Annotated in this window: 23 protein-coding genes and 1 pseudogene; 19 read left to right on the top strand and 5 right to left on the bottom strand. The window is 66.7% G+C overall.

The features are described 5' to 3' along the window. Positions 1 to 22: 22 nt before the first annotated feature. The gene (locus ACQR1Y_RS16250; RefSeq protein WP_434875892.1) at positions 23 to 787 is read left to right on the top strand and encodes a DsbA family protein; all 765 of its coding nucleotides are present in this window, start codon (positions 23 to 25) and stop codon (positions 785 to 787) included. Positions 788 to 897: 110 nt separating this feature from the next. Here ACQR1Y_RS16250 and ACQR1Y_RS16245 read toward each other — a convergent pair whose 3' ends face one another. After that, on the bottom strand, positions 898 to 1,569 hold the full coding sequence (locus ACQR1Y_RS16245) for a GntR family transcriptional regulator (RefSeq protein WP_434875891.1): 672 nt from the start codon (positions 1,567 to 1,569) through the stop codon (positions 898 to 900). Between the two features lie 133 nt (positions 1,570 to 1,702). Here ACQR1Y_RS16245 and tcuA point away from each other — a divergent pair, with 133 nt between their 5' ends. The 10 genes from tcuA to aat all read left to right on the top strand — a co-directional run bounded on the left by tcuA (position 1,703) and on the right by aat (position 11,765). Continuing rightward, the gene (gene tcuA, locus ACQR1Y_RS16240; RefSeq protein ID WP_434875890.1) at positions 1,703 to 3,118 is read left to right on the top strand and encodes an FAD-dependent tricarballylate dehydrogenase TcuA; all 1,416 of its coding nucleotides are present in this window, start codon (positions 1,703 to 1,705) and stop codon (positions 3,116 to 3,118) included. Then, entirely contained in the window at positions 3,105 to 4,223 is a 1,119-nt protein-coding gene (tcuB, locus tag ACQR1Y_RS16235) for a tricarballylate utilization 4Fe-4S protein TcuB (RefSeq protein ID WP_434875889.1), read from the top strand. Before tcuA ends, tcuB begins: the two co-directional genes overlap by 14 nt. Before the next feature lie 186 nt (positions 4,224 to 4,409). Beyond that, positions 4,410 to 5,162 (top strand): DUF1236 domain-containing protein, encoded by a 753-nt coding sequence (locus ACQR1Y_RS16230; protein ID WP_434862284.1) that lies wholly within the window; start codon positions 4,410 to 4,412, stop codon positions 5,160 to 5,162. Between the two features lie 264 nt (positions 5,163 to 5,426). Then, positions 5,427 to 5,918, top strand: a complete 492-nt coding sequence (locus ACQR1Y_RS16225; RefSeq protein ID WP_434875888.1) for a type II 3-dehydroquinate dehydratase — start codon at positions 5,427 to 5,429, stop codon at positions 5,916 to 5,918. A gap of 51 nt (positions 5,919 to 5,969) precedes the next feature. Then, positions 5,970 to 6,455, top strand: coding sequence for an acetyl-CoA carboxylase biotin carboxyl carrier protein (gene accB, locus ACQR1Y_RS16220; RefSeq protein ID WP_172109440.1), 486 nt, complete (start codon positions 5,970 to 5,972; stop codon positions 6,453 to 6,455). Positions 6,456 to 6,530: 75 nt separating this feature from the next. Continuing rightward, positions 6,531 to 7,880 (top strand): acetyl-CoA carboxylase biotin carboxylase subunit, encoded by a 1,350-nt coding sequence (accC, locus tag ACQR1Y_RS16215; protein WP_434862286.1) that lies wholly within the window; start codon positions 6,531 to 6,533, stop codon positions 7,878 to 7,880. Positions 7,881 to 7,995: 115 nt separating this feature from the next. Then, on the top strand, positions 7,996 to 9,516 hold the full coding sequence (locus ACQR1Y_RS16210) for a sensor histidine kinase (RefSeq protein ID WP_434875887.1): 1,521 nt from the start codon (positions 7,996 to 7,998) through the stop codon (positions 9,514 to 9,516). Next, positions 9,513 to 9,950, top strand: a complete 438-nt coding sequence (locus ACQR1Y_RS16205; protein ID WP_434862288.1) for a response regulator — start codon at positions 9,513 to 9,515, stop codon at positions 9,948 to 9,950. Before ACQR1Y_RS16210 ends, ACQR1Y_RS16205 begins: the two co-directional genes overlap by 4 nt. Then, positions 9,947 to 11,035: a sensor histidine kinase gene (locus ACQR1Y_RS16200; protein WP_434862289.1), complete on the top strand. Its 1,089-nt coding sequence runs from the start codon at positions 9,947 to 9,949 to the stop codon at positions 11,033 to 11,035. Before ACQR1Y_RS16205 ends, ACQR1Y_RS16200 begins: the two co-directional genes overlap by 4 nt. A 49-nt stretch (positions 11,036 to 11,084) precedes the next feature. Next, positions 11,085 to 11,765, top strand: a complete 681-nt coding sequence (gene aat, locus ACQR1Y_RS16195) for a leucyl/phenylalanyl-tRNA--protein transferase (RefSeq protein ID WP_434875886.1) — start codon at positions 11,085 to 11,087, stop codon at positions 11,763 to 11,765. A 6-nt stretch (positions 11,766 to 11,771) separates the two neighbouring features. Here aat and ACQR1Y_RS16190 read toward each other — a convergent pair whose 3' ends face one another. Beyond that, positions 11,772 to 12,755, bottom strand: a complete 984-nt coding sequence (locus ACQR1Y_RS16190) for a DUF2155 domain-containing protein (RefSeq protein ID WP_434862291.1) — start codon at positions 12,753 to 12,755, stop codon at positions 11,772 to 11,774. A 244-nt stretch (positions 12,756 to 12,999) separates the two neighbouring features. On the opposite strand from ACQR1Y_RS16190, the gene ACQR1Y_RS16185 reads away from it, so the two are divergent. The 8 genes and pseudogenes from ACQR1Y_RS16185 (at position 13,000) to ACQR1Y_RS16150 (ending at position 20,654) form a co-directional block, all read left to right on the top strand. Next, entirely contained in the window at positions 13,000 to 13,773 is a 774-nt protein-coding gene (locus ACQR1Y_RS16185) for an SDR family NAD(P)-dependent oxidoreductase (RefSeq protein WP_434875885.1), read from the top strand. 40 nt (positions 13,774 to 13,813) lie between these two features. Further along, positions 13,814 to 14,776 carry an alpha/beta hydrolase gene (locus ACQR1Y_RS16180; RefSeq protein WP_434875884.1) on the top strand — a complete coding sequence of 321 codons (963 nt, stop codon included), beginning with the start codon at positions 13,814 to 13,816 and terminating at the stop codon, positions 14,774 to 14,776. A 177-nt stretch (positions 14,777 to 14,953) separates the two neighbouring features. Further along, positions 14,954 to 15,310: pseudogene (locus ACQR1Y_RS16175) on the top strand (cupin domain-containing protein). A gap of 162 nt (positions 15,311 to 15,472) precedes the next feature. After that, positions 15,473 to 16,639 carry an amino acid aminotransferase gene (locus ACQR1Y_RS16170; protein ID WP_434875883.1) on the top strand — a complete coding sequence of 389 codons (1,167 nt, stop codon included), beginning with the start codon at positions 15,473 to 15,475 and terminating at the stop codon, positions 16,637 to 16,639. A gap of 17 nt (positions 16,640 to 16,656) precedes the next feature. After that, complete coding sequence (locus ACQR1Y_RS16165) at positions 16,657 to 17,280, top strand: YitT family protein (RefSeq protein ID WP_434862296.1); 624 nt, start codon at positions 16,657 to 16,659, stop codon at positions 17,278 to 17,280. Positions 17,281 to 17,476: 196 nt separating this feature from the next. Then, positions 17,477 to 18,541: a ketopantoate reductase family protein gene (locus tag ACQR1Y_RS16160; protein ID WP_434862297.1), complete on the top strand. Its 1,065-nt coding sequence runs from the start codon at positions 17,477 to 17,479 to the stop codon at positions 18,539 to 18,541. A gap of 101 nt (positions 18,542 to 18,642) precedes the next feature. Next, positions 18,643 to 19,656, top strand: coding sequence for a Na+-dependent transporter (locus ACQR1Y_RS16155; protein ID WP_434875882.1), 1,014 nt, complete (start codon positions 18,643 to 18,645; stop codon positions 19,654 to 19,656). A 116-nt stretch (positions 19,657 to 19,772) separates the two neighbouring features. Then, entirely contained in the window at positions 19,773 to 20,654 is an 882-nt protein-coding gene (locus ACQR1Y_RS16150; protein WP_434875881.1) for a transporter substrate-binding domain-containing protein, read from the top strand. 123 nt (positions 20,655 to 20,777) lie between these two features. Here the strand turns inward: ACQR1Y_RS16150 and ACQR1Y_RS16145 are convergent, their stop codons facing one another. From ACQR1Y_RS16145 to ACQR1Y_RS16135, 3 genes are read right to left on the bottom strand one after another with little or no spacing between them, the layout of a single operon-like run. Continuing rightward, complete coding sequence (locus ACQR1Y_RS16145) at positions 20,778 to 21,446, bottom strand: amino acid ABC transporter permease (RefSeq protein WP_434875880.1); 669 nt, start codon at positions 21,444 to 21,446, stop codon at positions 20,778 to 20,780. A gap of 31 nt (positions 21,447 to 21,477) precedes the next feature. Continuing rightward, positions 21,478 to 22,728 carry an NAD(P)/FAD-dependent oxidoreductase gene (locus ACQR1Y_RS16140; RefSeq protein ID WP_434876027.1) on the bottom strand — a complete coding sequence of 417 codons (1,251 nt, stop codon included), beginning with the start codon at positions 22,726 to 22,728 and terminating at the stop codon, positions 21,478 to 21,480. Between the two features lie 15 nt (positions 22,729 to 22,743). Further along, on the bottom strand, positions 22,744 to 23,502 hold the full coding sequence (locus tag ACQR1Y_RS16135; RefSeq protein WP_434875879.1) for an SDR family NAD(P)-dependent oxidoreductase: 759 nt from the start codon (positions 23,500 to 23,502) through the stop codon (positions 22,744 to 22,746). Positions 23,503 to 23,547 lie beyond the last annotated feature (45 nt).

Here is a 23,547-nt window from a genome sequence, read left to right as displayed (position 1 = left end):
TTTGACCCAAAGGACCTCCTTCATGCCGTCACTCCGCACGCTCATTCCCGCGGCGCTGCTCGCGCTCTCGCTCAGTGGCGTGCCGCAGGTGGCGTCGGCCGACAGCTTCTCCGACAGCCAGCGCGGCGAGATCGAGACCATCGTCCGGAACTATTTGGTCGCCCATCCCGAGGTGCTCGAGGAGGCGATGGCCGAGCTGCAGAAGCGCCAGACCGCGGCCGAGACGGCCAAGCAGGCGGCGGGCGTCGCCAAGAACGCCGACACCATCTTCAACTCGCCGCGCGGCGTCGTGCTCGGCAACAAGGACGGCGACGTCACCTTCGTCGAGTTCTTCGACTACAATTGCGGCTACTGCAAGCGCGCGATGAACGACATGATGGAGCTGATGAAGAGCGACCCGAAGCTGAAGGTCGTGCTCAAGGAGTTTCCGGTGTTGAGCCAGGGCTCGGTCGAGGCCGCGCAGGTGGCCGTCGCCGTCCGCATGCAGGCGCCGCAGAAATATCTCGACTTCCACCAGAAGCTGCTCGGCGGCCGCGGCCAGGCCGACAAGGCGCACGCGCTCGCCGTCGCCAAGGAGCTCGGGCTCGACATGGCTCGCGTCGAGAAGGACATGGCGAGCCCCGAGGCCAAGGCGACGATCGAGGAGAACTTCAAGCTCGCCGAGGAAATGGGCATGAACGGCACGCCCAGCTACGTGATCGGCAAGCAGGTCGTGATCGGCGCCGTCGGGGTCGAAGGTCTCCGCGAGAAGATCAGCACGGCCCGTTGCGGCAAGGCGAGCTGCTGACGCCACGCTTCCTCGCAGAACCATCCATGAAAGGCCGGCTGGATCAGCCGGCCTTTTGCGTTGATGAAGGTTGTTCGCGGCAACGCCAACGCCGGACGGCGACCGCGCTCCTACCCCGTCAGCCGCATGCCCAACCGGGTGCGTAGCGCCTCGCGGATGTGGCTGCGTGCGATCGCCTCGGCGCGGTCGGGATCGCGCGCCGCGATCGCCTCGATCAGCTCGCCGTGCTCGGCCGCCGCCGTCGCCGGGCGTCCCTCTGCCGCGAAGGTCGTGGCGCCCAGGAGCGCGATCGCGACATGCATGTCGGCGAGGGCGGCGTCGAGATAGCGGTTGCGCGCGGCGCGCTGGATCGCGCTGTGCATCATCCGGTTGAGCCGCGCCAACTCGGCCGCATCGGCCTCTCCCCGGCAGAAGCGCTCATGGATGTCGCGCAGCGCGGCGATCTCGGCCGGCACGGCATATTGCGCGGCGAGCCGGGCGGCGGCGCCCTCCAGGATCTCGCGCATTGCATAGAGCTCGAGGATCTCGTTTGGGTCGAGGCTCCTCACGATCAGCCCGCGCCCGCCCCCCGGCTGCACCCAGCCCTTGGCGACGAGCTTGCCGAAAGCCTCGCGGACCGGCGTCCGGCTGACATTCAGCTTCTGCGCCACCTCGTCCTCGCGCAGCCGGTCGCCCGACCGATAGAGGCCTTTCTCCAGCGCCGAGCACAGGGCGCGAAACACCGCTTCGCCGAGCGAGACGTTGTCGCGATCCAGGGTGAGTTGCGGGCCTTCTGAGGACATGCGGCGAATGTCTCACATGCGCGGACGGAACAACAGCGTCTCTTGCATATCTTCGTATACAATAGTATACAAAATTCATTGCGGCACGGTGGAAGCGGCTGGCGCGTCATGTTTTGGCTGCTGGGCAGATCGGATGACTTCGGAAGACCACTGCATCGACTATCCCGCCACTTACGACGTCGTGGTTGTCGGCGGCGGCAACGCCGCGCTCTGCGCCGCCATTGCGGCGCGCCGGGCGGGCGCCTCGGTCATCGTGCTGGAGGCCGCCGCCAAATTCTACCGTGGCGGCAACACGCGCCACACCCGCAACATGCGCTGTGCCCATGACGCGGCCACCGCGACGTTGAGCGGCCCCTACACCGAGGAGGAGTTCTGGGACGATCTCCTGCGCGTCACGGAAGGCCAGACCAACGAACAATTGGCGCGGCTGATGATCCGCGAGTCCAAGCAGATGCTCGACTGGATCGTCGAACAGGGCGTGCGCTTCCAGCCCTCGCTCGGCGGCACGCTGAGCCTTGGACGCACCAATTCGTTCTTTCTCGGCGGCGGACGCGCCATGCTCAACGCGCTCTATCTGACCGCGGAGCGGCTGGGCGTGGACGTGCTCTACGAGGCCGAGGTCGTCGCGCTGGACGTCGACGAGGATCGCTTCCGCGCGGCGATCATCCAGCGACAGGACGGCAGAATGCGTGTCCGCGGCAAGGCGCTGGTCGCCGCAGCCGGCGGCTTCGAATCCAACATCGACAAGCTGGTCGAGGGCTGGGGCGAGATCGCCCGCAATTTCCTGATCCGCGGCACGCCGAACAATCGCGGCACGGTGCTCGACATGCTGCTCGGCGCCGGCGTCGACAGCATCGGCGATCCGACCCAATGCCACGCGGTCGCGATCGACGCGCGTGCGCCGAAATATGACGGCGGCATCATCACCCGGCTCGACTGCGTCGTGTTCGGCATCGTCGTCAACAAGCACGCCAAGCGCTTCTACGACGAGGGCGAGGACGTCTGGCCGAAGCGCTATGCGATCTGGGGGCGGCTTGTGGCAGCGCAGCCGGACCAGATCGCCTACATCATCTTCGATGCGAAGTCGTCGACGCTGTTCATGCCCTCGCTCTACCCGGCGATTCAGGCGGCCAGCATCACCGAGCTTGCCGGCAAGCTCGAGCTCGATCCCGATCAGTTGTCGGCGACGGTTGCCGAGTTCAACGCGGCGGTGCGCGAGGGGCATTTCAATCCCGACATCCTCGACGACTGTCACACCGAGAACCTGACGCCGCCGAAATCGCATTGGGCGCGGCGCATCGAGACCGGCCCGTACTACGCCTATCCGGTGCGGCCCGGCATCACCTTCACCTATCTCGGCGTGCGCGTCGATCACGCCGCCAGAATGATGATGAAATCCGGCGGTCCCGCCGCCAACATGTATGCCGCCGGCGAGATCATGGCCGGCAACGTGCTTGGCCGCGGCTACGCCGCCGGCATCGGCATGACCATCGGCAGCGTGTTCGGACGCATCGCCGGCGTGGGAGCAGCGACACATGCAGCGCAGTGAGGCCCTGACCGAGGCAGATCGGCTGATGACGATCTGCAACTCCTGCCGCTATTGCGAGGGACTTTGCGCGGTGTTTCCTGCGATGGAGATGCGGCGCGCCTTCACGTCAGGCGACCTCAATTATCTCGCCAATCTCTGCCATTCCTGCGGCGCCTGCTACGTCGACTGCCAGTTCTCACCGCCGCACGAATTCGACGTCCGCGTGCCCGCGGTGCTCGCCCGCGTGCGGCATGAAAGCTATGCCGACTATGCCTGGCCGCGTGCGCTCGCGCCCCTGTTCCAGCGCAACGGGCTGGCGGTGGCGCTGATCGCCGCAGTCAGCATCGCCGCGTTCATTCTCGGCTTCGTCGCCGTCAACGATTCCACGGCGTTGTTCGCCGTCCGCCATGGTCCGGGATCGTTCTACGCGCTGATGCCGCATCACGCGATGGCGCTGCTGTTCGGCGCGGCCTTCCTGTGGGCCATCGTCGCCCTCATCATCGGCATCAGCGCCTTCTGGAAGGACATCGGCGAGCCGGGCGCGACGCTCGTCCGGCCACGACCGCTGCTCCGCGCGATGCACGACGCCACGACCTTGCGTTATCTCGATGGCGGCGGTGTCGGCTGCTACAACGAGGATGAAAAGCCCAACGACACCAGGCGATTCTATCATCACCTGACGTTCTACGGCTTCCTGCTCTGCTTCGCCTCGACCACCGTCGCGACGCTCTATCACTACCTGCTGCAGCGCGAGGCGCCCTACCCGCTCTGGGATCTGCCGGTCGTCCTCGGGACGCTCGGCGGCATCGGCATCGTGATCGGTCCGCTCGGACTTTACGCTGCCAAGCGCAAGCGCGATCCGGCGCTGCTCGACGGCGGCAGCCGCGGCATGGACGTCGCGTTTCTCGCGATGCTGACCCTGACCGGCGCAACCGGTCTCGCCCTGCTGCTGCTGCGGGAAACCAGCGCGATGGGCGTGTTGCTCGCCCTGCATCTCGGCGCCGTGTTCGCATTGTTCGTCACGCTGCCCTACGGCAAGTTCGTGCACGGACTGTATCGCTTCATGGCGCTGGTGCGCTACGCGCGGGAACGTCACCACGACGAGCGCGGCGCACACGCCGCGTGAGATCCACTCGGCTGTGCGCGACTAGCTCACCGACTGCGCCTCGTCATGCTGCGTTCATGACGATGAGCATCCATTCATAAAGTCGCGAGCCGCGACAATTCTGAGGAACCATCAGCTGAGTGCGGAACGACTCCAATGTCCTGCAGTTGTCGGCGCGGGCAGTGCCAATACAGAGGAGGATAGAGGATGACTAATCGGTTGATGGTATCCGTTGCCGCGATCGCGCTCCTGGCCGGCGCAAGCTTCGCTCACGCGCAGGGCGCTGGTGGTGCAGGCGGCGCAGGCGGTCAGTCCGGCGGCGCGGCGATGCAGGGCGGCGCGGCAGGTGGCGCCTCCGGCGGCGCAACGAGCGGTGGCATGAGCGGCGGCGGCGCCATGAATCGCGACAGCGCCTCGCCGTCGGCCGGCGGCTCGTCCGAGATGCGCTCGAGCCAGTCTGAGCAGAAGTCCGGCGCGACCAAGGGTCAGCACGCCGAGGACAACATGAAGGGACCGGCCACCAAGGGCGCCAGCTCCGAGATGGACAAGAGCGGCGGCAAGAACATGAAGGCCGAGGGTCGCGAAGGCCGTGACAACAACATGAAGGCCGAGGGCCGCGACAGCAAGACCGGCACCAGCACCAATGCCGAGACCAAGACCGGCGGCGACCGCTCGCAGACCACCACCGGACAGGCCGGCGCCAGCGCCAAGCTGACAACCGAGCAGCGCACCAAGATCACCAGCGTGATCCGCAGCCAGCGCGTCGAGCCGGTGACCAACGTCAACTTCAACATCTCCGTCGGCACCCGGGTGCCGCGGGACGTCCGCTTCTACCCGCTCCCGACCGAAGTGGTCACGATCTATCCGGAATGGCGCGGATATGACTACATCCTGGTTCGTGAGCAGATCATCGTGCTCGATCCGCGAACCCACGAGATCGTTGCAGTCCTCGACACCTGATCCCCGACCAGGCGGGTGACGAGAAAAAGGGGCGGGCAGCGATGCCCGCCCCTTTGTTGTGCAAAGAGCGGCGGCGCGCCGCCACACGCCAGACGTGCAGACCTGTCCGCCGGTCTGGTTAACCAGCGATTTCCGAGGCTTGGCCGGATTTTTTCGCGTGGCGGAGCAGCATGGCCCGAGCCCTGCCGGGCGCCGAAAGGCTTCCCCTTGGCGGGTTTGTTACCTATAACGCCGCCCACTGCAGCCACACCGCCCGGGATAGGAATGGCCGACGACGCGGAAAAGACGATTCTCGTCCTCAACGGACCCAACCTCGATCTGTTGGAGACCCGCGAGCCGGAGACGCATGGCCGTGCCACCTTGGCCGACGTCGAACGGCTCTGCGTCGAGACGGCGGCCCGTTTCGGACTGGTGACGGACTGCCGGCAGTCCAGCCACGAGGGCGCGCTTGTGGATTGCATCCATGAGGCTCGCAGCCGCGGCGTGCCCGGGATCGTCCTGAATGCCGGCACCTACTCGCATACCTCGATCGCCCTGCATGACGCCCTGACGGGAGTCAAAATCCCCACGGTCGAGGTGTATTTCGGCAACATCCACGCCCGCGCGGGCGTCCGGCACCATTCTTTCACCGCGAAGGCCGCGTTTGCGTCGATTTGCGGCTTTGGAATCGACGGCTACCGACTCGCGATCACCGGCCTTGCCGCCAAGATCGGTGCCAAAGCCGCTCCCTTGGCCACCACGACCACCGACATCTAGCGCAAGCCTGACGTCCTCGCTTTCACGCCACCCAACGTTTCGGATCAGATCATGGCGCCCCAGACCGACGACACCACCACCGCGAAGTCCGAAGACAGCCGGCTCATCCGCGAGCTCGCCGCGCTTCTGGACGAGACCAGCCTGACCGAGATCGAGCTGGAGCGGGCCGGCCTGCGCATCCGCGTCGCCCGCAACGTGACCATCGCAGCGGCCGTGCCGTCCGCGGTCCCGGCCGCGGCCTCGGGCGTCCCCGTGATGGCCGCCGCCACGGCGGCTGCCGCCGGCGCCGACCTGTCCAAGCATCCCGGGGTCGTGCCCTCGCCGATGGTCGGCACCGCCTATTGGGCGCCGGAGCCCGGCGCCAAGCCGTTCGTCGAGGTCGGCTCCAAGGTGTCGGTCGGCCAGACCCTGATGATCATCGAGGCGATGAAGACGATGAACCAGATTCCGTCGCCGCGCGCCGGCACGGTGACGCAGATCCTGGTCGAGGACGGCCAGCCGGTCGAGTTCGGCGAGCCGCTCGTCATCATCGAATAAGCGCGGATGGCGCGCGGCGAATGGTCTCCATTCCCCGCCCGCTCATCACGCTTCGCTACTCGCGCCCGAGGCACCATGTTCGACAAGATCCTCATCGCCAATCGCGGCGAAATCGCCCTTCGCATCCTCAGGGCCTGCAAGGAGCTCGGCATCTCCACGGTCGCGGTGCATTCCACCGCCGACGCCGATGCCATGCATGTCCGCCTCGCCGACGAGAGCGTCTGCATTGGCCCGCCACCGTCGAAGGACAGCTACCTCAACATCCCCGCCCTGCTCGCCGCCTGCGAGATCACCGGCGCCGACGCCGTGCATCCGGGCTACGGCTTCCTGTCCGAGAACGCGCGCTTCGCCGAGATCCTCGGTGACCACAATCTGCATTTCATCGGCCCGAAGGCCGAGCACATCCGCCTGATGGGCGACAAGATCGAGGCCAAGAAGACCGCCAAGCGGCTCGGGATTCCCGTTGTGCCGGGCTCCGACGGCGCGGTGACGCCCGATCAGGACGCGATGGCCATCGCCAAGGCGATCGGCTTCCCGGTGCTGGTCAAGGCAGCCGCCGGCGGCGGCGGCCGCGGCATGAAGGTCGCGCACACCGAGGCCGACCTGCAGCTGGCGCTGACCACCGCGGCCAACGAGGCCAAGTCGGCATTCGGCGACGCCTCGGTCTATCTCGAGAAGTATCTGCAGAAGCCGCGCCACATCGAGATCCAGGTGCTCGGCGACGGCCGCGGCGGCGCCATCCATCTTGGCGAGCGCGACTGCTCGCTGCAGCGCCGCCACCAGAAGGTCTGGGAGGAAGGCCCCTCGCCCGTGCTGGACGCAGCCGCGCGTGCGAAAATCGGCAACACCGTCGCCAAGGCGATGCAGGAGCTGAAATATATCGGCGTCGGCACCATCGAATTCCTCTACGAGGACGGCGAGTTCTATTTCATCGAAATGAACACCCGCATCCAGGTCGAGCATCCCGTCACCGAGATGATCACCGGCATCGATCTCGTGCTGGAGCAGATCCGCATCGCCGCCGGCGGCGATTTGCCGATGACCCAGGACCAGGTCGTCATCAACGGCCACTCGATCGAGTGCCGCGTCAACGCCGAGAACCCGGTCAGCTTCCGCCCCTCGCCCGGCAAGATCCAGCAGTACCACCCGCCGGGCGGCCTCGGCGTCCGCATCGACTCCGCCGTGTACCAGGGCTACGTGATCCCGCCCTATTACGACTCGCTGGTCGGCAAGCTGATCGTCCACGGCAAGAGCCGGGTTGAGTGCCTGATGCGGCTGCGCCGCGCACTTGACGAGATGGTCGTGGACGGCATCGAGACCACCCTGCCGCTGTTCCGCGCGCTGGTGCGCGAGCCCGCGATCATCGACGGCGACTACCACATCCACTGGCTGGAGCAGTATCTGGCCGGCCAGAAGACCGACTGAGCCGGAAGCGCAAAATTCGCGTCCCCGACCGGGAACTCTTCAACCGGCCGCGCGTTTGGCTGTGTCGGCGGTTCCGCTGAGGGGGCACGTATTTTCATTGGCATGCGAGTAAGCGGTGGCGCCTGAGGTCAGACATCGGCGCACGCTGGGACAAATCCTGCTGTTGTCGGCGGGATTCCTCGTGCTGGTCATCGTCAGCACCGCGTCGGTCCTGCTGGTCAACAAGGCCCGCAGCGACAGCGCATGGGTCGTCCATACCGTCGAGGCCGAGAACCAGATCAACGCCGTGCTGCTGGAGGTGCGCCGCGCCGAGAGCGGCGCGCGCGCCTACCTACTGACGCAAAGCCCTGACTTCCTGCGGGATCACGAGAACGCCGTCAGCGCGATCCGGCCGCTGCTCGACAAGCTCGCAACGCTGGTCGCCGACAACCAGGTACAGGTCGACAACCTCACCAGGCTGCGCAGCGTGATCGAGATGCGGCTGTCGCAGTTCGACCGCGAGAAGGCCCTCGTTGCCTCCGGTGATCTCCCGGCCGCAATCGCCCTGGTACGCGACGCCGCCTCGACCGACAGCAGCACCACGATGCGGACCGCGGCGGAAGCGATGCGCATCGAAGAGGAGCGCCTGCTCGCCACGCGCACCACCGCGGCGGATCACAGCCAGCAGCTCGCGACCATCGTCACGGTCGCAGGCTCGGCGCTTGTCGTCGTGCTCGCCATCATCTCGGTGCTCCTGGTGCGGCGCTCGACGCAGGCGCGCGACGAGGCCGAGGCCAAGCTGCGCGAGAGCAACCTGAACCTCGAATCGACCGTCGACGAGCGCACCGCCGATCTTCGCGAGGCCAATGAGGAAATCCAACGCTTCGCCTACATTGTGAGCCACGACCTGCGCTCGCCGCTGGTCAACATCATGGGCTTCACCAGCGAGCTCGACGAGCTGCGCAACGACATCTTCCGCCGCATCGCCACCCTGGCGCGGGCCGTGTCCGACGCGCCGCCGCCGGCCGAGGGCAGCGAGCCGGAACTCGAGGGCGCCGACAAGCAGCTGTCGGAGGATTTCTCCGAAGCCCTCGGCTTCATCAAATCCTCGATCGGCAAGATGGACCGGCTGATCAACGCGATCCTCAATCTGACGCGCGAAGGCCGCCGCGAATTCGTGCCTATCCGCATCGACACCCGCGAGCTGATCGAAGGCATCGTCTCGACGATGGCGCATCAGGCGGCGGAAACCGACACCACGATCCGCGTTGAACCCCTGCCGGCCATCGTCAGCGACCGCCTGGCGCTGGAGCAGATCTTCTCGAACCTGATCGACAACGCGATCAAATATCTCAAGCCGGGGGTTCCCGGCGACATCGCCATCCGCGCCCGCACCAAGCTCGGTTTTGCGATCTTCGAGATCACGGATAACGGCCGGGGGATTGATCCCCGTGACCACCAGCGTATCTTTGATCTGTTCCGCCGCGCCGGGACCCAGGACCGTCCGGGTCAGGGGATCGGATTGGCCCATGTGCGCGCTCTCGTGCGCCGGCTCGGTGGAACCATGTCGGTCGCGTCGGAGCTCGACCAGGGCAGCACGTTCACCATCACGCTCCCGATCAACTGGAACGCCTCTAACCGGAACTCAGATAGATGACCATGCCCGTGACGATCATCATGATCGAGGACGACGAAGGCCACGCCCGCTTGATCGAGCGGAACATCCGCCGTTCCGGCGTCAACAACGAGATCAAGCCGTTCACCAACGGTACAGATGCGGTGAAGTACCTGATGGGCGCTGACGGCACGGGCCTCGATCACAAAGGCAATGCCCTCCTGATTCTGCTCGACCTCAATCTGCCGGACATGACCGGCATCGACATCCTGAAGATGGTCAAGCAGAACAGCTACCTGAAGAGCGCGCCGGTGGTCATCCTCACGACCACCGACGACTCCCAGGAAATCAAGCGCTGCTACGAGCTCGGCTGCAACGTCTACATCACCAAGCCGGTCAACTACGAGAGCTTCGCCAACGCCATCCGCCAGCTCGGCCTGTTCTTCTCCGTCATCCAGGTTCCGCCCGCAGCATGACAACCGCCGGCCCCACGCTGCTCTACATCGACGACGACGCGGCGCTGGCACGGCTGGTGGAGCGCGGGCTCAAGCGCCTGGGCTTCACGGTGGAGCACGCCCTCGACGGCAGCAAGGGCCTCGATCGGCTCAAGAGCGGCGGCATCGATGTCGTCGCGCTCGATCAGTACATGCCGGGTCTCGACGGGCTGGAGACGCTGGAACGCATCATGGCGCTGCCCGAGGCGCCGCCGGTGGTGTTCGTCACCGCCTCGCAGGATTCCAAGATCGCGGTCACCGCACTGAAGGCGGGCGCCGCCGATTATCTCGTCAAGGACGTGCAGGGCGAATTCGTCCCGCTGCTGCAGGTCGCGGCCGAAGGCGCGGTGCGCCAGGCCCGGCTGCAGAAGGCGCGTGACGAGGCCGAGGCCGAGGTGCGCGCCTCTCGCGACCGCTTTGCCGCGCTCGCCGCCGAGCGCGAGGTGCTGCTCCGCGAGGTCAACCACCGCGTCGGCAACTCGCTGCAGATCATCGCCTCGCTGCTGCATCTGCAGGCCAATTCGAGCACCCAGGACGACGTCAAGGCCGCGCTCACCAACGCCATGGGCCGGGTGGCCGCCGTGGCCCAGGTGCACCGCCGGCTCTACACGTCGCAGGATCTCAAGAGCGTGATGCTGAACCAGTATCTCGACTCCCTGCTCGACGACCTTCGCCGCTCGGCAGAGGGCAACCGGATGTCGCGGCTGACCTTGAAGGCGGAGCCGGTCGAGATCGATCCGGACCGCGCGGTGGCGATCGGCATCGTCGTCAACGAGCTGGTCATGAACGCGGTGAAGTACGCCTATCCCGATGGACCCGGTCCGATCCATGTCGAGTTGAAGCTCATCGGTGACGACATCGTGCTGTCGATCGCCGACAACGGCGTCGGCCTCAACGCCACCAGCGACCCGCGCTCAACCGGCATGGGCCAGCGCATCGTCAGCGCCATGGCGACTAAGCTCGATGCGACGTTCGGTCCGGATCCGAGCCATTCCGGCACCAAGATCGTGGTCCGCTTCCGCCTCGTGAAGGATGCGCCGAAACCGGCCGCCGCCGCCGTCGGCTAGCCGCCACGCGACCGTCGCGCGACGCGTCGCCGCCTGCTATGCTCACACCATGAATTCGCGCGACTCCGCAGCGTCCGAGATCACGCCCGAGGTCCTGCTGCGTGCCTATGCCTGCGGCATCTTCCCGATGGCCGAAAGCGCCGACGACCCCTCGCTGTTCTGGGTCGAGCCGGAGCTGCGCGGCCTCATTCCATTGGACGGCTTCCGCGTCGCCTCCCGGCTCGCCCGCACCGTGCGCTCCGACGCGTTCACGGTGACCGTGAACCAGGCGTTCAAGGCGGTGATGGATGGCTGCGCCGAGCCGCAGCCCGGCCGCGAGGACACCTGGATCAACCGGCGCATCCGCGAGCTCTACAGCGGCCTCTATGCGATGGGCCATTGTCACAGCGTCGAGTGCTGGCAGGACGGCGAGCTGGTCGGCGGCCTCTACGGCGTCAGCCTGGGCCGGGCCTTCTTCGGCGAGAGCATGTTCCACCGCGCCCGCGACGCGTCGAAGGTCGCGCTCGTGCATCTGGTCGCCCGGCTGATCGCCGGCGGCTTCGAGCTGCTCGACACGCAATATGTCACCGAGCACCTCAAGACCTTCGGCGCGGTCGAGATTCCGCGCCGTCGCTACACGGTCCTGCTGGAAAAGGCGCTCACTGGACCGGCGGCGAACTTCGCGAGACTGCCGGTGGATCGGCCCCTGCCCGGAGCCGACGCGCTCGCGATCATCGCCGCGCGCGGCTGAGGCCGTCTATCGGAACACGCCGCCGAACGGTCCGCCCGACTGGGGCGGCGGAGGCGGCGGTGGCACCTGCTGCGTCTGGTACTGCGGCGGCGGTCCTGGCGGCCGAGGCGCGGCCTGCTTCTGCTGCGGCGGGCGCTTCTGCGCCGGCTGCGGGGCTGCCGCGGGCTTCTGATCGGGCGCGGCGCTCGCAACCGTGTTCTGCGGCTCTTTGCAGTCGACCAGCCAGATATCGTAGATCGGGTGCTCCACGCCGTGCAGGCCGGGGCTGGCCGCGAACATCCAGCCGGAGAAGATCCGCTTCACCTCGCCCTGCAAGGTGATCTCGTCGACTTGCACGAAAGCGTCGGTGTTGGCGGCTTCCGTGGCCGGCCGCGTATAGCAGGCGTCGGTCTTCACGCGGAGCGCGCCGAACTGCACGGTCTCGCCGATATCCTCGTCGAAATTGATGATCCGTCCGGTGATCTTGTCGAGCCCCGAGAAGCTCGCCTTCTTGTTCACGATCTTCTGCGTCGGCAGCTCGGTGACCACCTCGTCGCCCGGCTGAATGGTCGCCGGCGTCTGCGGCACGGCACCGTTCGGCGGAATGGCCGCGTTCTGGGGCGCGCCACGGGGAGCCGGCCGCTGACCGGGCGCAGCGCCGGGCTGGCCGCCCGGCGGCGCGGCCGCAACCGGCGGATTGTTCTGCGGCAGGATCGTCGTTCCCGGAGGCGGCGCCAAGGGCTGCGACTGCACCGGTCCCGGCAAGGCGGCGCCCTGCCCTGGCGGCGGCCGCGTCGGCGCCGGCAGCACACGCCCCTGCGGCAGCTCGGGAACCTCTTCCTCCTCGTCGGGCGGCGGCATCGGTTCTCCGCGACGCGGAATGTTGCCGGGCGGCCGGGGAACAGGATCGGAGAAAATGGTGCCGATCTGCGCGTGCGCAGGCGCAGCCAGCGTGAGGGATGTGGCGGCCAGCAATGCCGCGATACCGGTCAGGGCGATTGTTCGGTGCATCTCGCGCGGCTTTATCAGGCGAATCGGGGTTCGGGACAATCAAATCGCGTCATGACCCATCCGCCGCTCTCGATCAGCCCTCCCGTTAACACGCCGAATACGGCGGGGAAAGGGCGACTTACCAGCGCACCGCGAGGTGGCCATCTGGTTCATCCAATGAGATAGTTGCATGATCAAGACATAGCGTGAAACCAACACGCGACAAGACCGCGGCCCCGAGCCGCGGCGCACGGGAAGGAAACAGATGCCTGATTCGATCCGTCTCGACGGCAGGGTCGCCGTCGTCACCGGCGCGGCCGGGGTGATCGGGGCCGCGACCATGCAGCTCCTCGCCGCGCGCGGCGCCCGCATCGTCGCCGTCGACCGGCGGGAGCAGGACCTCAACGAAGCGACGCGCGCCCTGCCCGCCGGCGCCGAGACACTCGCCATCACGGCGGATGTCACCGACGAGGCGCAGGTCGCATCCTATGTCCGCCAGGCCTGCGATCGCTTCGGTACCATCGATGTGTTCTTCAACAATGCCGGCGTCGAGGGCGAGATCAAGTCGATCACCGACTATCCGCTCGACGCCTTCCGTCGCGTGCTCGACGTCAACGTCGTCGGCGTCTTCCTCGGCCTGAAGCACGTGCTGCCGGTGATGCTGAAGCAGAACCGCGGCTCGATCATCAACACCGCCTCGATCGCCGGCCTGATCGGCTCGCCGCAGATCGCCGTCTACAGCGCCAGCAAGCACGCGGTGATCGGCCTGACCAAGAGCGCGTCATGGGAATGCACCGGCACGAACGTGCGCGTGAACTGCATCTGCCCCGGCCTGATCGACAGCCGCATGCTCAGCGCGATTATCGAGGGGCGCAGCGGACCTGCCGTTCCGATCGAGAAGGTCGTGGACCGCGTGCCGGCACGCCGGCTCGGACAGGGCGCGGAGGTGGCGGCAATCGTCGCCTTCCTCGCCTCGGACGATGCGAGCTACGTCTCGGGCGCCGCCTACACCGTCGACGGCGGCCGCACCGCCGCCTGATCACTCGCAATCATCAATCAACACACCAGGTCGCTTCCCAATGCCCGTACAACTCGATGCCGATGCCGCCGCCGTCTACAAGGCGTTCCAGGAGGCCGGCCGCCCTGCCTACGAAACGCTGACGCCACAGGAAGCGCGGGACTACTATCTCGCCGGACGAGTCGTGAGCAATCCGGAGCCGCCCGAACTTGCTGACGTCAAGGAGCTCTCCATCCCCGCGCCGCATGGCGCGATCCCCGCCCGGCTCTATCGGCCGAAATCCGTGCGGCACGCCGACGGCCTCGCGCCGGGACTGGTGTTCCTCCACGGCGGCGGCTGGGTGATCGGCAATCTGGATTCGCATGACGTCGTCTGCCGCGCGCTCGCGCATGAGGGCGAAATGATCGTCGTGTCGGTCGACTACCGCCTCGCGCCCGAGCACAAGTTCCCCGCGGCGGTCGACGACGCCGTCGCGGCCACGCGCTGGGTCGCCGCCAACGCCGCCTCGCTCGGCGTTGACGCGTCCCGGCTCAGCGTCGGCGGCGATTCCGCCGGCGGCAATCTCGCCGCCGTGGTCGCGCTCTCAGCACGTGACGGCAACGGCCCGAAGCTCTCCGGACAGGTGCTGATCTATCCAGCCACCGACTTCGCGATGAGCCATCCCTCGCACAGCGAGCCCGAGACCAGCGTGCTGCTGACGCATTCGGTCATCCGCTGGTTTCGCGATCACTATCTCAACAGCGCCGCCGATATTCATGACTGGCGCGCTTCTCCCGCCAAGGCCGAGACGCTCGCCGGCCTGCCGCCCGCCTATGTGCTCACCGCCGGCGCCGACCCGCTGCGCGACGAAGGTGACGACTACGCGCGCCGCCTGCGCGAGGCCGGCGTGCCGGTCACGCATCGCACCCATCCCGGCCAATTCCACGGCTTCTTCACCATGGGCAAGCTGCTCGACCAGGCCAATGTCGCCGCGCGAGACATCGGCGCATGGCTGAAGCAGCTGGATCGTCCAAGCGGCATCTGAGCATCCCCACGCTGCGCTCGAGATGGCACACGCCCGGCGATTTCGCGGGGTGCGTTCTTGGATGTGATGAATTCCGCTCGTGCGAGAGCGGCTTGCTCGCGCGTGAACAGCGACGACATGCCGTGCAAGCCGACCGTACCGCTCACATTTGTCTTGTTCGCAGCAGGAGACTTCCCCATGAAGACCGTGAACCTCGCCGACAAGCTGAGCCAATTCACGAGCCATTGAGACCCGCACGTCGTCGCCGACTACAACGACAATGACGTGATGGTCGTAAAATTCATCGGCGAATTTCCCTTCCACAAGCATGACACGACGGACGACTTCTTCCTCGTGCTCGAAGGCGAAATGGAAATGGACATCCAGGGGCAGCCGTCGCGGACGGTGAAGGCCGGCGAGTTGTTCGTCGTCCCCAAAGGCGTCGTTCACCGCCCGCGCGCGGCAAAGGAGGTCAAGGTGCTCCTCATCGAACCCAAGGGCGAACCGAACTCCGGCGACGCCGACCGCGTGCCCGCGCCGAAGCCGCGAATCTGACCCCGCTGGGCGGATGATGGTTTGCCGATTGCGCATTCGCGGGGTGCGGCCGAGCGTTGCGGAAAATCCGGCTGTTTTTGCGCTGCAACCCGGATAATGTCCGCGCGCCCGCGAGGACGGCAATGGCCGCCCGCAGGGCTGCCAGCCGACAGGATTGCCCCGATGTTCGAACGACTGACCCGCCAGCCCGATGATCCCCTGCTCGCTTTGATCGGCATCTTCAAGGCCGACACGCGGGCCGACAAGGTCGATCTCGGCGTCGGCGTCTATCGCGACGAGGCCGGCAATTCGCCGATCTTTCGCGCCGTGAAGGCAGCCGAGCGCCTGATCTGGGAGAGCCAGAGCAGCAAGGCCTATGTGGCACCGGAAGGCGACCAGGCCTTCCTCGACCTGCTGTGGTCGATGGTCGGCGGCAAGGCCTCTTCCGTCCATGCCGCGGGCGTGCAGACCCCCGGCGGCTCCGGCGCGCTCCGGCTCGCCGCCGACCTGATCCGCCAGGCCGGCACCGGCAAGATCTGGCTGGGCCTGCCGAGCTGGCCCAATCACGCCGGGATCTTCGAAGCCGCGGGCCTCGCGATCGAGACCTATCCCTATTTCGATGTCACCTCGCAGACGCTTCAGCTCGATCGCATGCTGGAGGCGCTGCGGCGCGCCGCGCCGGGCGATGCCGTCCTCATCCATGCCTCCTGCCACAACCCCACCGGGGCCCCGCTGACCGCGCAGGACTGGGCGCGCATCACCGACGTGATCGCGACCCGCGGCCTCGTGCCGCTGATCGACTCGGCCTATCAGGGGTTCGGCGCCGGTCTCGACGGCGACGCCGCCGGCCTGCGGGCAATGATCGCGGCCGTTCCCGAAGCGCTGCTCGCGGTGTCCTGCTCGAAATCCTTCGGCCTCTACCGCGAGCGGACCGGCGCGCTGTACGCCGTCGCCGCGGCGCAGGCCACGGCCGAGACCGCGCGCTCCAATCTCGTCGCGCTCGCCCGCACCAGCTATTCGATGCCGCCCGACCATGGCTCGGCGATCGTGAAGACGATCCTCAGCACGCCGGAGCTGTACGCCGACTGGAGCAGCGAGCTCGAGACGATGCGCCAGCGCCTGGCGGCGCTACGCGGCGCCTTCGCAGAGGCGCTCGGCGGCCGCTGGTCCAACACCGTGGCGATCGGCGTCCAGGAGGGCATGTTCTCGCTGCTGCCGGTCACGCCGGCGGAGGTCATGACCTTGCGCGAGAAGCACGGCGTGTACATGCCCACCTCCGGCCGCATCAACATCGCCGGCCTGAAGCTCGCCGACGTCGCGCGCGTCGCCGGCCTGTTCAAGTCGCTCTGAGGGCAGCGAGCGTCGAGATGACCGGCGTGACCGAGGCCGCGGTGCAGGAGCGTCACAAGCTCTACGAGGACGCGATGGCGCTGACGCTCGGCACGCTGTTCGTGTCGCTCGGCATGCTCATCTACAGCAAGACATTGCTGCTGGTCGGCAGCACCGCCGGCCTGTCGCTGCTGCTGAGCTATGTCAGCGGCTACGGCTTCGGCGTCAGCTTCTTCCTGATCAACCTGCCGTTCTATGCGCTGGCCGTCCGGCGCATGGGCTGGCCGTTCACGATCCGCACCTTCGTCGCGGTTGGGCTCGTCGCGCTGTTCTCGCGGCTGACGGCCTTGTGGGTCGACATCAGCCATATCGACCCGCTCTACGCGACGGTGATCGGCGCCGGCCTGACCGGCACCGGACTGCTGATGCTGTTCCGCCACCGCACCGGCCTCGGCGGCATCAACATCCTGGCGCTTTATCTGCAGGAGAACTGGAAGATCCGCGCCGGCTACTTCCAGCTCGCCGTCGACGGGCTCATCATGCTCGCGGCGTTCTTCGTCATCCCGGTCGACCGGCTGGCCCTGTCGGTGCTCGGCATCGTGATCGTCAACATCATCATCGCGATCAACCACAAGCCAGGGCGCTATATGGCGCTGAGCTGAAGGCCGCGCCGGCCCGCGGTTTTGGTGCGCTGCACTTGCCAGATCGCCCATTCCATGGGATGAAAGCCGTGGTATGCCACGGACATCGAAGCCGGGGATACCGCTTCGCCGGGCCCGTGGCGTCCGGCGGCGTCTGAGCGACATGATCGCCAATGAAAAAGCGCGAACGCAAACCAATCACTGGGGAAACCAAGGAATGGCACGCAATATCCTGATTCTCGGAGCCTCCTACGGCTCCCTGCTCGGCACCAAGCTGCTGATGGCCGGCCACAACGTGACGTTGGTGTGCCGCAAGAAGACCGCCGAGCTGATCAATCGCGAGGGCACGGAGGTCCGCATCAAGCTGCGCGACGAGCCCGCGCATCGCTCTATCTTCTCGCGCGACCTGCCCGGCAAGCTCGACGCCGTCTCGCCCGACGCCGTCGATCTCTCCCGCTACGATCTCGTCGGCCTGGCGATGCAGGAGCCGCAATACACCAATCACACGATCCGTGTGCTGATGGTCAAGATCGCCGAGGCGAAGCTGCCGTGCCTGTCGATCATGAACATGCCGCCGCTGCCCTATCTGAAGCGCATTCCGGCCCTGGCCAACGTCGACCTTGAGGAGGCCTACACCAATGCCTCGGTGTGGGAGCGCTTCACGCCCGGCCTCGTCACGCTGTGCTCGCCCGATCCGCAGGCGTTTCGTCCGCCGGAGGAAGGCGCCAACGTGCTGCATGTCGGCCTGCCGACGAACTTCAAGGCCGCGGCCTTCGAGGACGCCAAGCACAACGCGCTGCTGCGCGAGCTGGAGCGCGACATCGATGCCGTCACGCTCGACGGCCAGGACGTGCCGGTCAAGCTGAAGGTGTTCGACTCGCTGTTCGTGCCGCTGGCGAAATGGTCGATGCTCTTGACCGGCAACTACCGCTGCATCACACGCGGCGAGCCGCAGCCGATCCGCGACGCCGTGCACGGCAATCTCGCGCAGTCCAAGGCGATCTACGAGCATGTCGATGCGATCGCGCGCAAGCTCGGCGCCGATCCGAGCGACCAGGTGCCGTTCGAGAAATACGCCAAGGCGGCCGAGAGCCTGCTCAAGCCGTCGTCGGCGGCGCGTGCGGTCGCTGCCGGTGCGCCCTTCATCGAGCGCGTCGATCTGCTGGTGAAGCTGATCGCGCAGCAGATCGGCATGCCCAATCCCGAGATCGACCAGACCGTGCAGACCGTCGACTTCAAACTCAACGAGAAGATCGTGGTCGGCGGCTCCAGCGCGCAGTGAGATCAGGCGCCGACATCGTCCGTAACCAGATGTGACTTTGCATGAACGCGCGGCCAGCCCATGGTTCGCGCGTTCATTGATTCACATCGACTGGAATTCCGATGCCGTTCTCCGGGCCACTCGCTGTTCCGCTGCGGGCCCTGAGCTGGCTCGGAGACCAGGGCACCCGCGCCGTTGCGGCGGTGCTGCTGGTCGCGATCGCCGTGCCGCCGGTCGGCGAACTGACGCGACCCTACGTCACGCACGCGATATTCCTGCTGCTCTGCATCTCCTTCATGCGCGTCGACATCGCGATGCTGTCGGCGCATCTGCGCCGGCCGCGGCTGGTGCTCCTGGCAACCGCCTGGACCACGATCGCGGTCCCTGCCCTGGTCGGTAGCATCGGGCACATCACGGGCGCCGATGCCGCCGCCCCGGATCTCTATCTCGCGCTGATGCTGCAGGCCTCGGCCTCGCCGATGATGGCCTCGCCCGCGCTCGCGGCGCTGATGGGGCTGGATGCGATGCTTGTTCTGATCACGCTGGTGACATCGACTGCGCTGGTGCCCTTCACGGCGCCGCTGTTCGCCTATGTCTTTCTCGGAGAGACACTGGCGCTGTCGCCGGCCGCGCTGGGGCTGAAGCTCGCCGGCATCCTCGCGGCCGCGCTGGCGGTCGCCGCCGTGATCCGCCTCGCCTTCGGCAGCGACCGTATCCGCCGCTACCGCGCGCCGATCGACGGCTTCAATATCCTCATCCTGTTCGTGTTCGCCTCCGCCATCATGGCGCATTTCCTGATCGACCTGGTCGCGAGCCCGTTCCGCATGCTGGGACTGGCCGTGCTCGCCTTCGCGGTGTTCTTCCTGCTTCTGGGTATCACGATGCTGCTGTTTCGCCGCTTTGGCCGCGAGCGGGCGATGGCGCTGGGCGTGATGGTGTCGCTTCGCAACATGGGGCTGATGCTCGCGGCGACCGACGGCGCAATTCCCGGCATGACGTGGCTCTACTTTGCGATGAGCCAGTTTCCCATTCACCTCGCGCCGCAACTGTTGCGACCTGTCGTCGACCGCTTGCGATCCTCATCACTTCCATCCGGCGGGACTGATCACGGTGCGATCAGCCCTGCACGCGAATGAGGCAGCGCAGCATCACGGCTGCGTGTCGTGCGTAGGACAGCTATCAGCACCGAGATGCTTGTTGCTGGCGTGCGGCGCCGACGCTACGCTCCGCGCCATTGGTGCAGGAGGTTGATGTGACCACATCAGACGATCAGAAGATTTCCGAGGACCGCCGCGAGGCGCTGCGTTATGCGCTCGCCATCGGCTCCGGCGCGGCGCTCGCGTCCGCGATGACGACGACGCCCGCATCCGCACAGGCGGCCGGCGACAACACGCTCGACCGCGTCCGCGCCAACAAGGTGCTGCGCATCGCAGTGCTGCCCGGCGAGCTGCCCTATTTCAACAAGGACCTCGCCTCCGGGACATGGTCGGGCTTCTCGATCGAGATGGCCAATGACATCGCCAAGCTGCTCGACGTCAAGCTGGAATATGTCGAATCCACCTACGGCAATTCGGTGCTCGACCTGCAGGCCGGCAAGATCGATCTCGGCTTCGCGCTCAATCCGACGCCGCAGCGCGCGCTCGTCATCGACTTCTGCGGCACGGTGTTCCCGCATCCGTTCGGCGCCATGCTGAAGAAGGGCATGGAAGCGAAGACCTGGGCCGACATCAACAAGCCCGAGGTCAAGATCGCCGTCGACGTCGGCTCCGCCAACGAGGCCGTGGCACGGCGGTTCGCGCCGAACGCCACCATCAAGTCGCTGAAGTCGCGCGACGAGGTGATGCTGGAGATGGCCTCGGGCCGTGTCGACGTCGTCGTCAACGCGCTGATTTTGGGGCTGACGGCGATCGCCAAGAACCCCAATCTCGGCACCTACAAGATCCTGCAATCGCCGTCGGTCGCGATCCCCTCCAGCATGGGTGTCCGCCGCGAGCCGGACAAGCGCTGGCGCGACTTCCTCGCGGTGTGGGTCGACTATAACCGCGGCATCGGCCAGATGCGCGAATGGTTCGTCAAGGGCCTCGGCCTGGCCGGCGTCAAGGCCGAGGACGTGCCGGTGGAAGTGAATATCTGAGGGAAGCTGCATTCTCTCCACCGTCATTGCGAGCGAAGCGAAGCAATCCAGGACCGCGCGCGCGACTCTGGATTGCTTCGTCGCTTCGCTCCTCGCAATGACGGCGGGGCAAATGCAACGAACTCACGCCTTGTCGTAGCTCATCCCCCGTTCGAACCGGCGGCTCAACAACGTCGCCGGGAACAGGATCGCGAAATAGATGATCGCGATGATGGTGTAGACCTCGAGCGGCCGGTAGGTATCAGCATTGATCAGGGTCGCGTTGTAGACGAGATCCGGCACCGCGATCACCGACACCAGCGAGGTGTTCTTCAGCTGCGTGACCGACTGGTTGACGTAAGGCGCCAGCATCGGCTTCAGCGCCTGCGGCAGGATCACCAGCCGCATTATCCGCCAGGGACGCAATCCCAGCGCCCGGGCCGCGTCCCATTGCCCGCGCGGCACGCTCTCGATGCTGCCGCGCACGATCTCGGCATAAAACGCGCCAGCATACAGCGACAGCACCGTCACGGCCGCGACATGCGCGGGGATATTGACGCCGATCACCACGGGGAATGCGTAGTAGAACCAGATGATCTGCACCAGCAGCGGCGTGCAGCGGAACAGCTCGATATAGCCGATCAGGAGCCAGTCGATCACCGCGAGGCGGCGCAGCCGGATGATCCCGACGAGCAGGCCGATCACCGTCCCGAGCAGGATCGTGCCGAGCGTGTAGGCCATGGTCCAGCCAAGCCCCACCCAGAACAGATGGCTGTACTTGGTGAGGATGGCAAAGTCCCAGGTGTAGTTCATCTTGGCTCCGGCGTGACGCGGTCGCGGCTCATCAGAGATACCGGCTTGGCGCGAAGGCGGAGGCGTCAAAGGACGGCGCCTCGCCCGCGATCATCGCGGCGATCGCAGCACCCGTGGCCGGCCCCGTGGTGAAGCCGATGTGCTGGTTGCCGAATGCAAGCCACAGGCCGGAATGCCGCGGCGCCCGCCCGATCATGGGCAGCGAGTCCGGCAAGGTCGGCCGAGCGCCGCGCCAGGGCTGCGCCACCGCGTCGCCGAACTCGATCACGCCGCGCGCCTGCGGCACCACCTGTTCGAGCTGGGAGAAGTTCGACGGCGCGTCGCGATCGGTCAGATCGACGCCGGAGGTCACCCGCACACCGTTCTCCATCGGCGTCATCAGGAAGCTGCCCTCGGCATCGTTGATCGGCCGCAACAGCGTGCGGTTCGGGTTCGGCGTGAACTCCTGATGGTAGCCGCGCTCGAACGCCATCGGCACCTTGTAGCCGAGCGGCCGCAAAAGATCCGGCGACCACGGCCCGAGCGCGACGACGACGTTGCGCGCGCGGATCTCGCCGTCGCCGAGCAGCACGCGCCAGCCGTCGCCGTCGGGCAACAGCGCCCGGATCTCGGACTGCCGCAGCACGCCGCCCGCGCCCTCGAACATCCGCGCATAGGCTTTCGTCACATTGCCGGGCGAATCCACCGACGCCGTCTGGCTGTGCTGCAGCCCGACCTTGTAGACCGGCACGATGTTGGGCTCGAGCGCCGAGATGCCCTGCCGATCGAGCACCTCGCTCTTGATGCCGTATTCAGCCAGGAACGCCTGCTCGGCCTTGGCGGCAGCCAGCGCATCGCTGCGCCACGCCTTGAGCCAGCCGGTCTCGCGGATGCGCTGCGGTTCGCCGGCGCGGACGATCCAGTCGCGATGCAGCTTGAGCGAGGCGCCGATCAGCCCATGCAGCGCAATCGCGCGCGGCTTGACGCGGGACTCCACCGCATTCGCAAGAAAGCGCAGCACCCAGTCGAGGTTGCGCAACGTCCAGGACGGATTCCAGCGCAGCGCCGCGTTCTGATTGCCGAGATAGGACGGCAGCGCCTTGAACAGCGAGGGCTTGTTGAGCGGCAGGATCGAGCCCGAGGACAGAATGCCGGCATTGCCGTAGGAGGTCTCCTCGCCCGGCAGCTTGCGGTCGACCAGCACCACCGAAAGCCCGCGCTCCCGGTTGGCGAAGGCTGTGGAGACGCCGACGATTCCGGCGCCGAGCACGACCACGTCGGCGGTCTCAAGTCCATTCTGCATCATCAATCGATCCATCTACATCAGGGTCAGGCCGCCATCGACCGGCAGCACCGCGCCGGTGATGTGGCCGGCGTCGGGCGACAGCAGGAAGGTCACGGCGGCCGCGATATCGTCGGGCTCAGCCAAGCGCGCTTGCGGATTGGCCGCCGCCGCCTTCTGCCACGCCGCCGGATCGAGCGAGCCGAGCCGGCCCTCGTCCTTGCGCGTATAGCCGGGCATCACGACATTCGCGGAACCGCCGGTCGCGGCCAATTCGATCGCGAGACATTTCACCAGCGCCTCCAGCGCCGCCTTGGCGGCGGCCGACGCGGGAAAGGTGCCGCCCGGCACGAAGCGATGCGCCACGAAGCTGGAGATCGCGACGACCCGCGCCTGCGCGCTCTGCAACAGCTCCGGCAGCGCCGCGCTCGCGAGCTCATGAAAGGCCGCCGGCATCACCTGGAGCGAGCGCTCCAGCCCCTCGCGCGGCAGGTCGCGAAAGCCGCGGCGATCGGCGAAGCCCGCCGCATGGACCAGTGCATCGATACGGCAGAACTTGGTACGCGCAGCCCCGACGAGATCAGATGCAGCGCCCGCGGTAGCGAGATCGCCGCGATAGATGGCCACCTCGGCCCCGGCCTCACGGCAGCTCTCGGCGACCTTATGCAACCTCGCAAGCCCAGCTTCATCAGCGCCCTGGCCGTGAAGCATCAGGCCCTGCCCCGGCCCTGCGAGACGGCGCGCGACGGCAGCGCCGATGCCGGCTCCGCTGCCGGTGATGATGGAAACGCGCATGACCCCGATCTGCTGATATCTTCAAGCCGCGGACTATAGGTCCGG

The sequence above is a fragment of the Bradyrhizobium sp. HKCCYLRH3099 genome (assembly GCF_051167855.1).
Taxonomy (GTDB): domain Bacteria; phylum Pseudomonadota; class Alphaproteobacteria; order Rhizobiales; family Xanthobacteraceae; genus Bradyrhizobium.
Note: the sequence above shows the minus strand (reverse complement) of the source record. Positions and strands in the feature narration are given on the sequence as shown.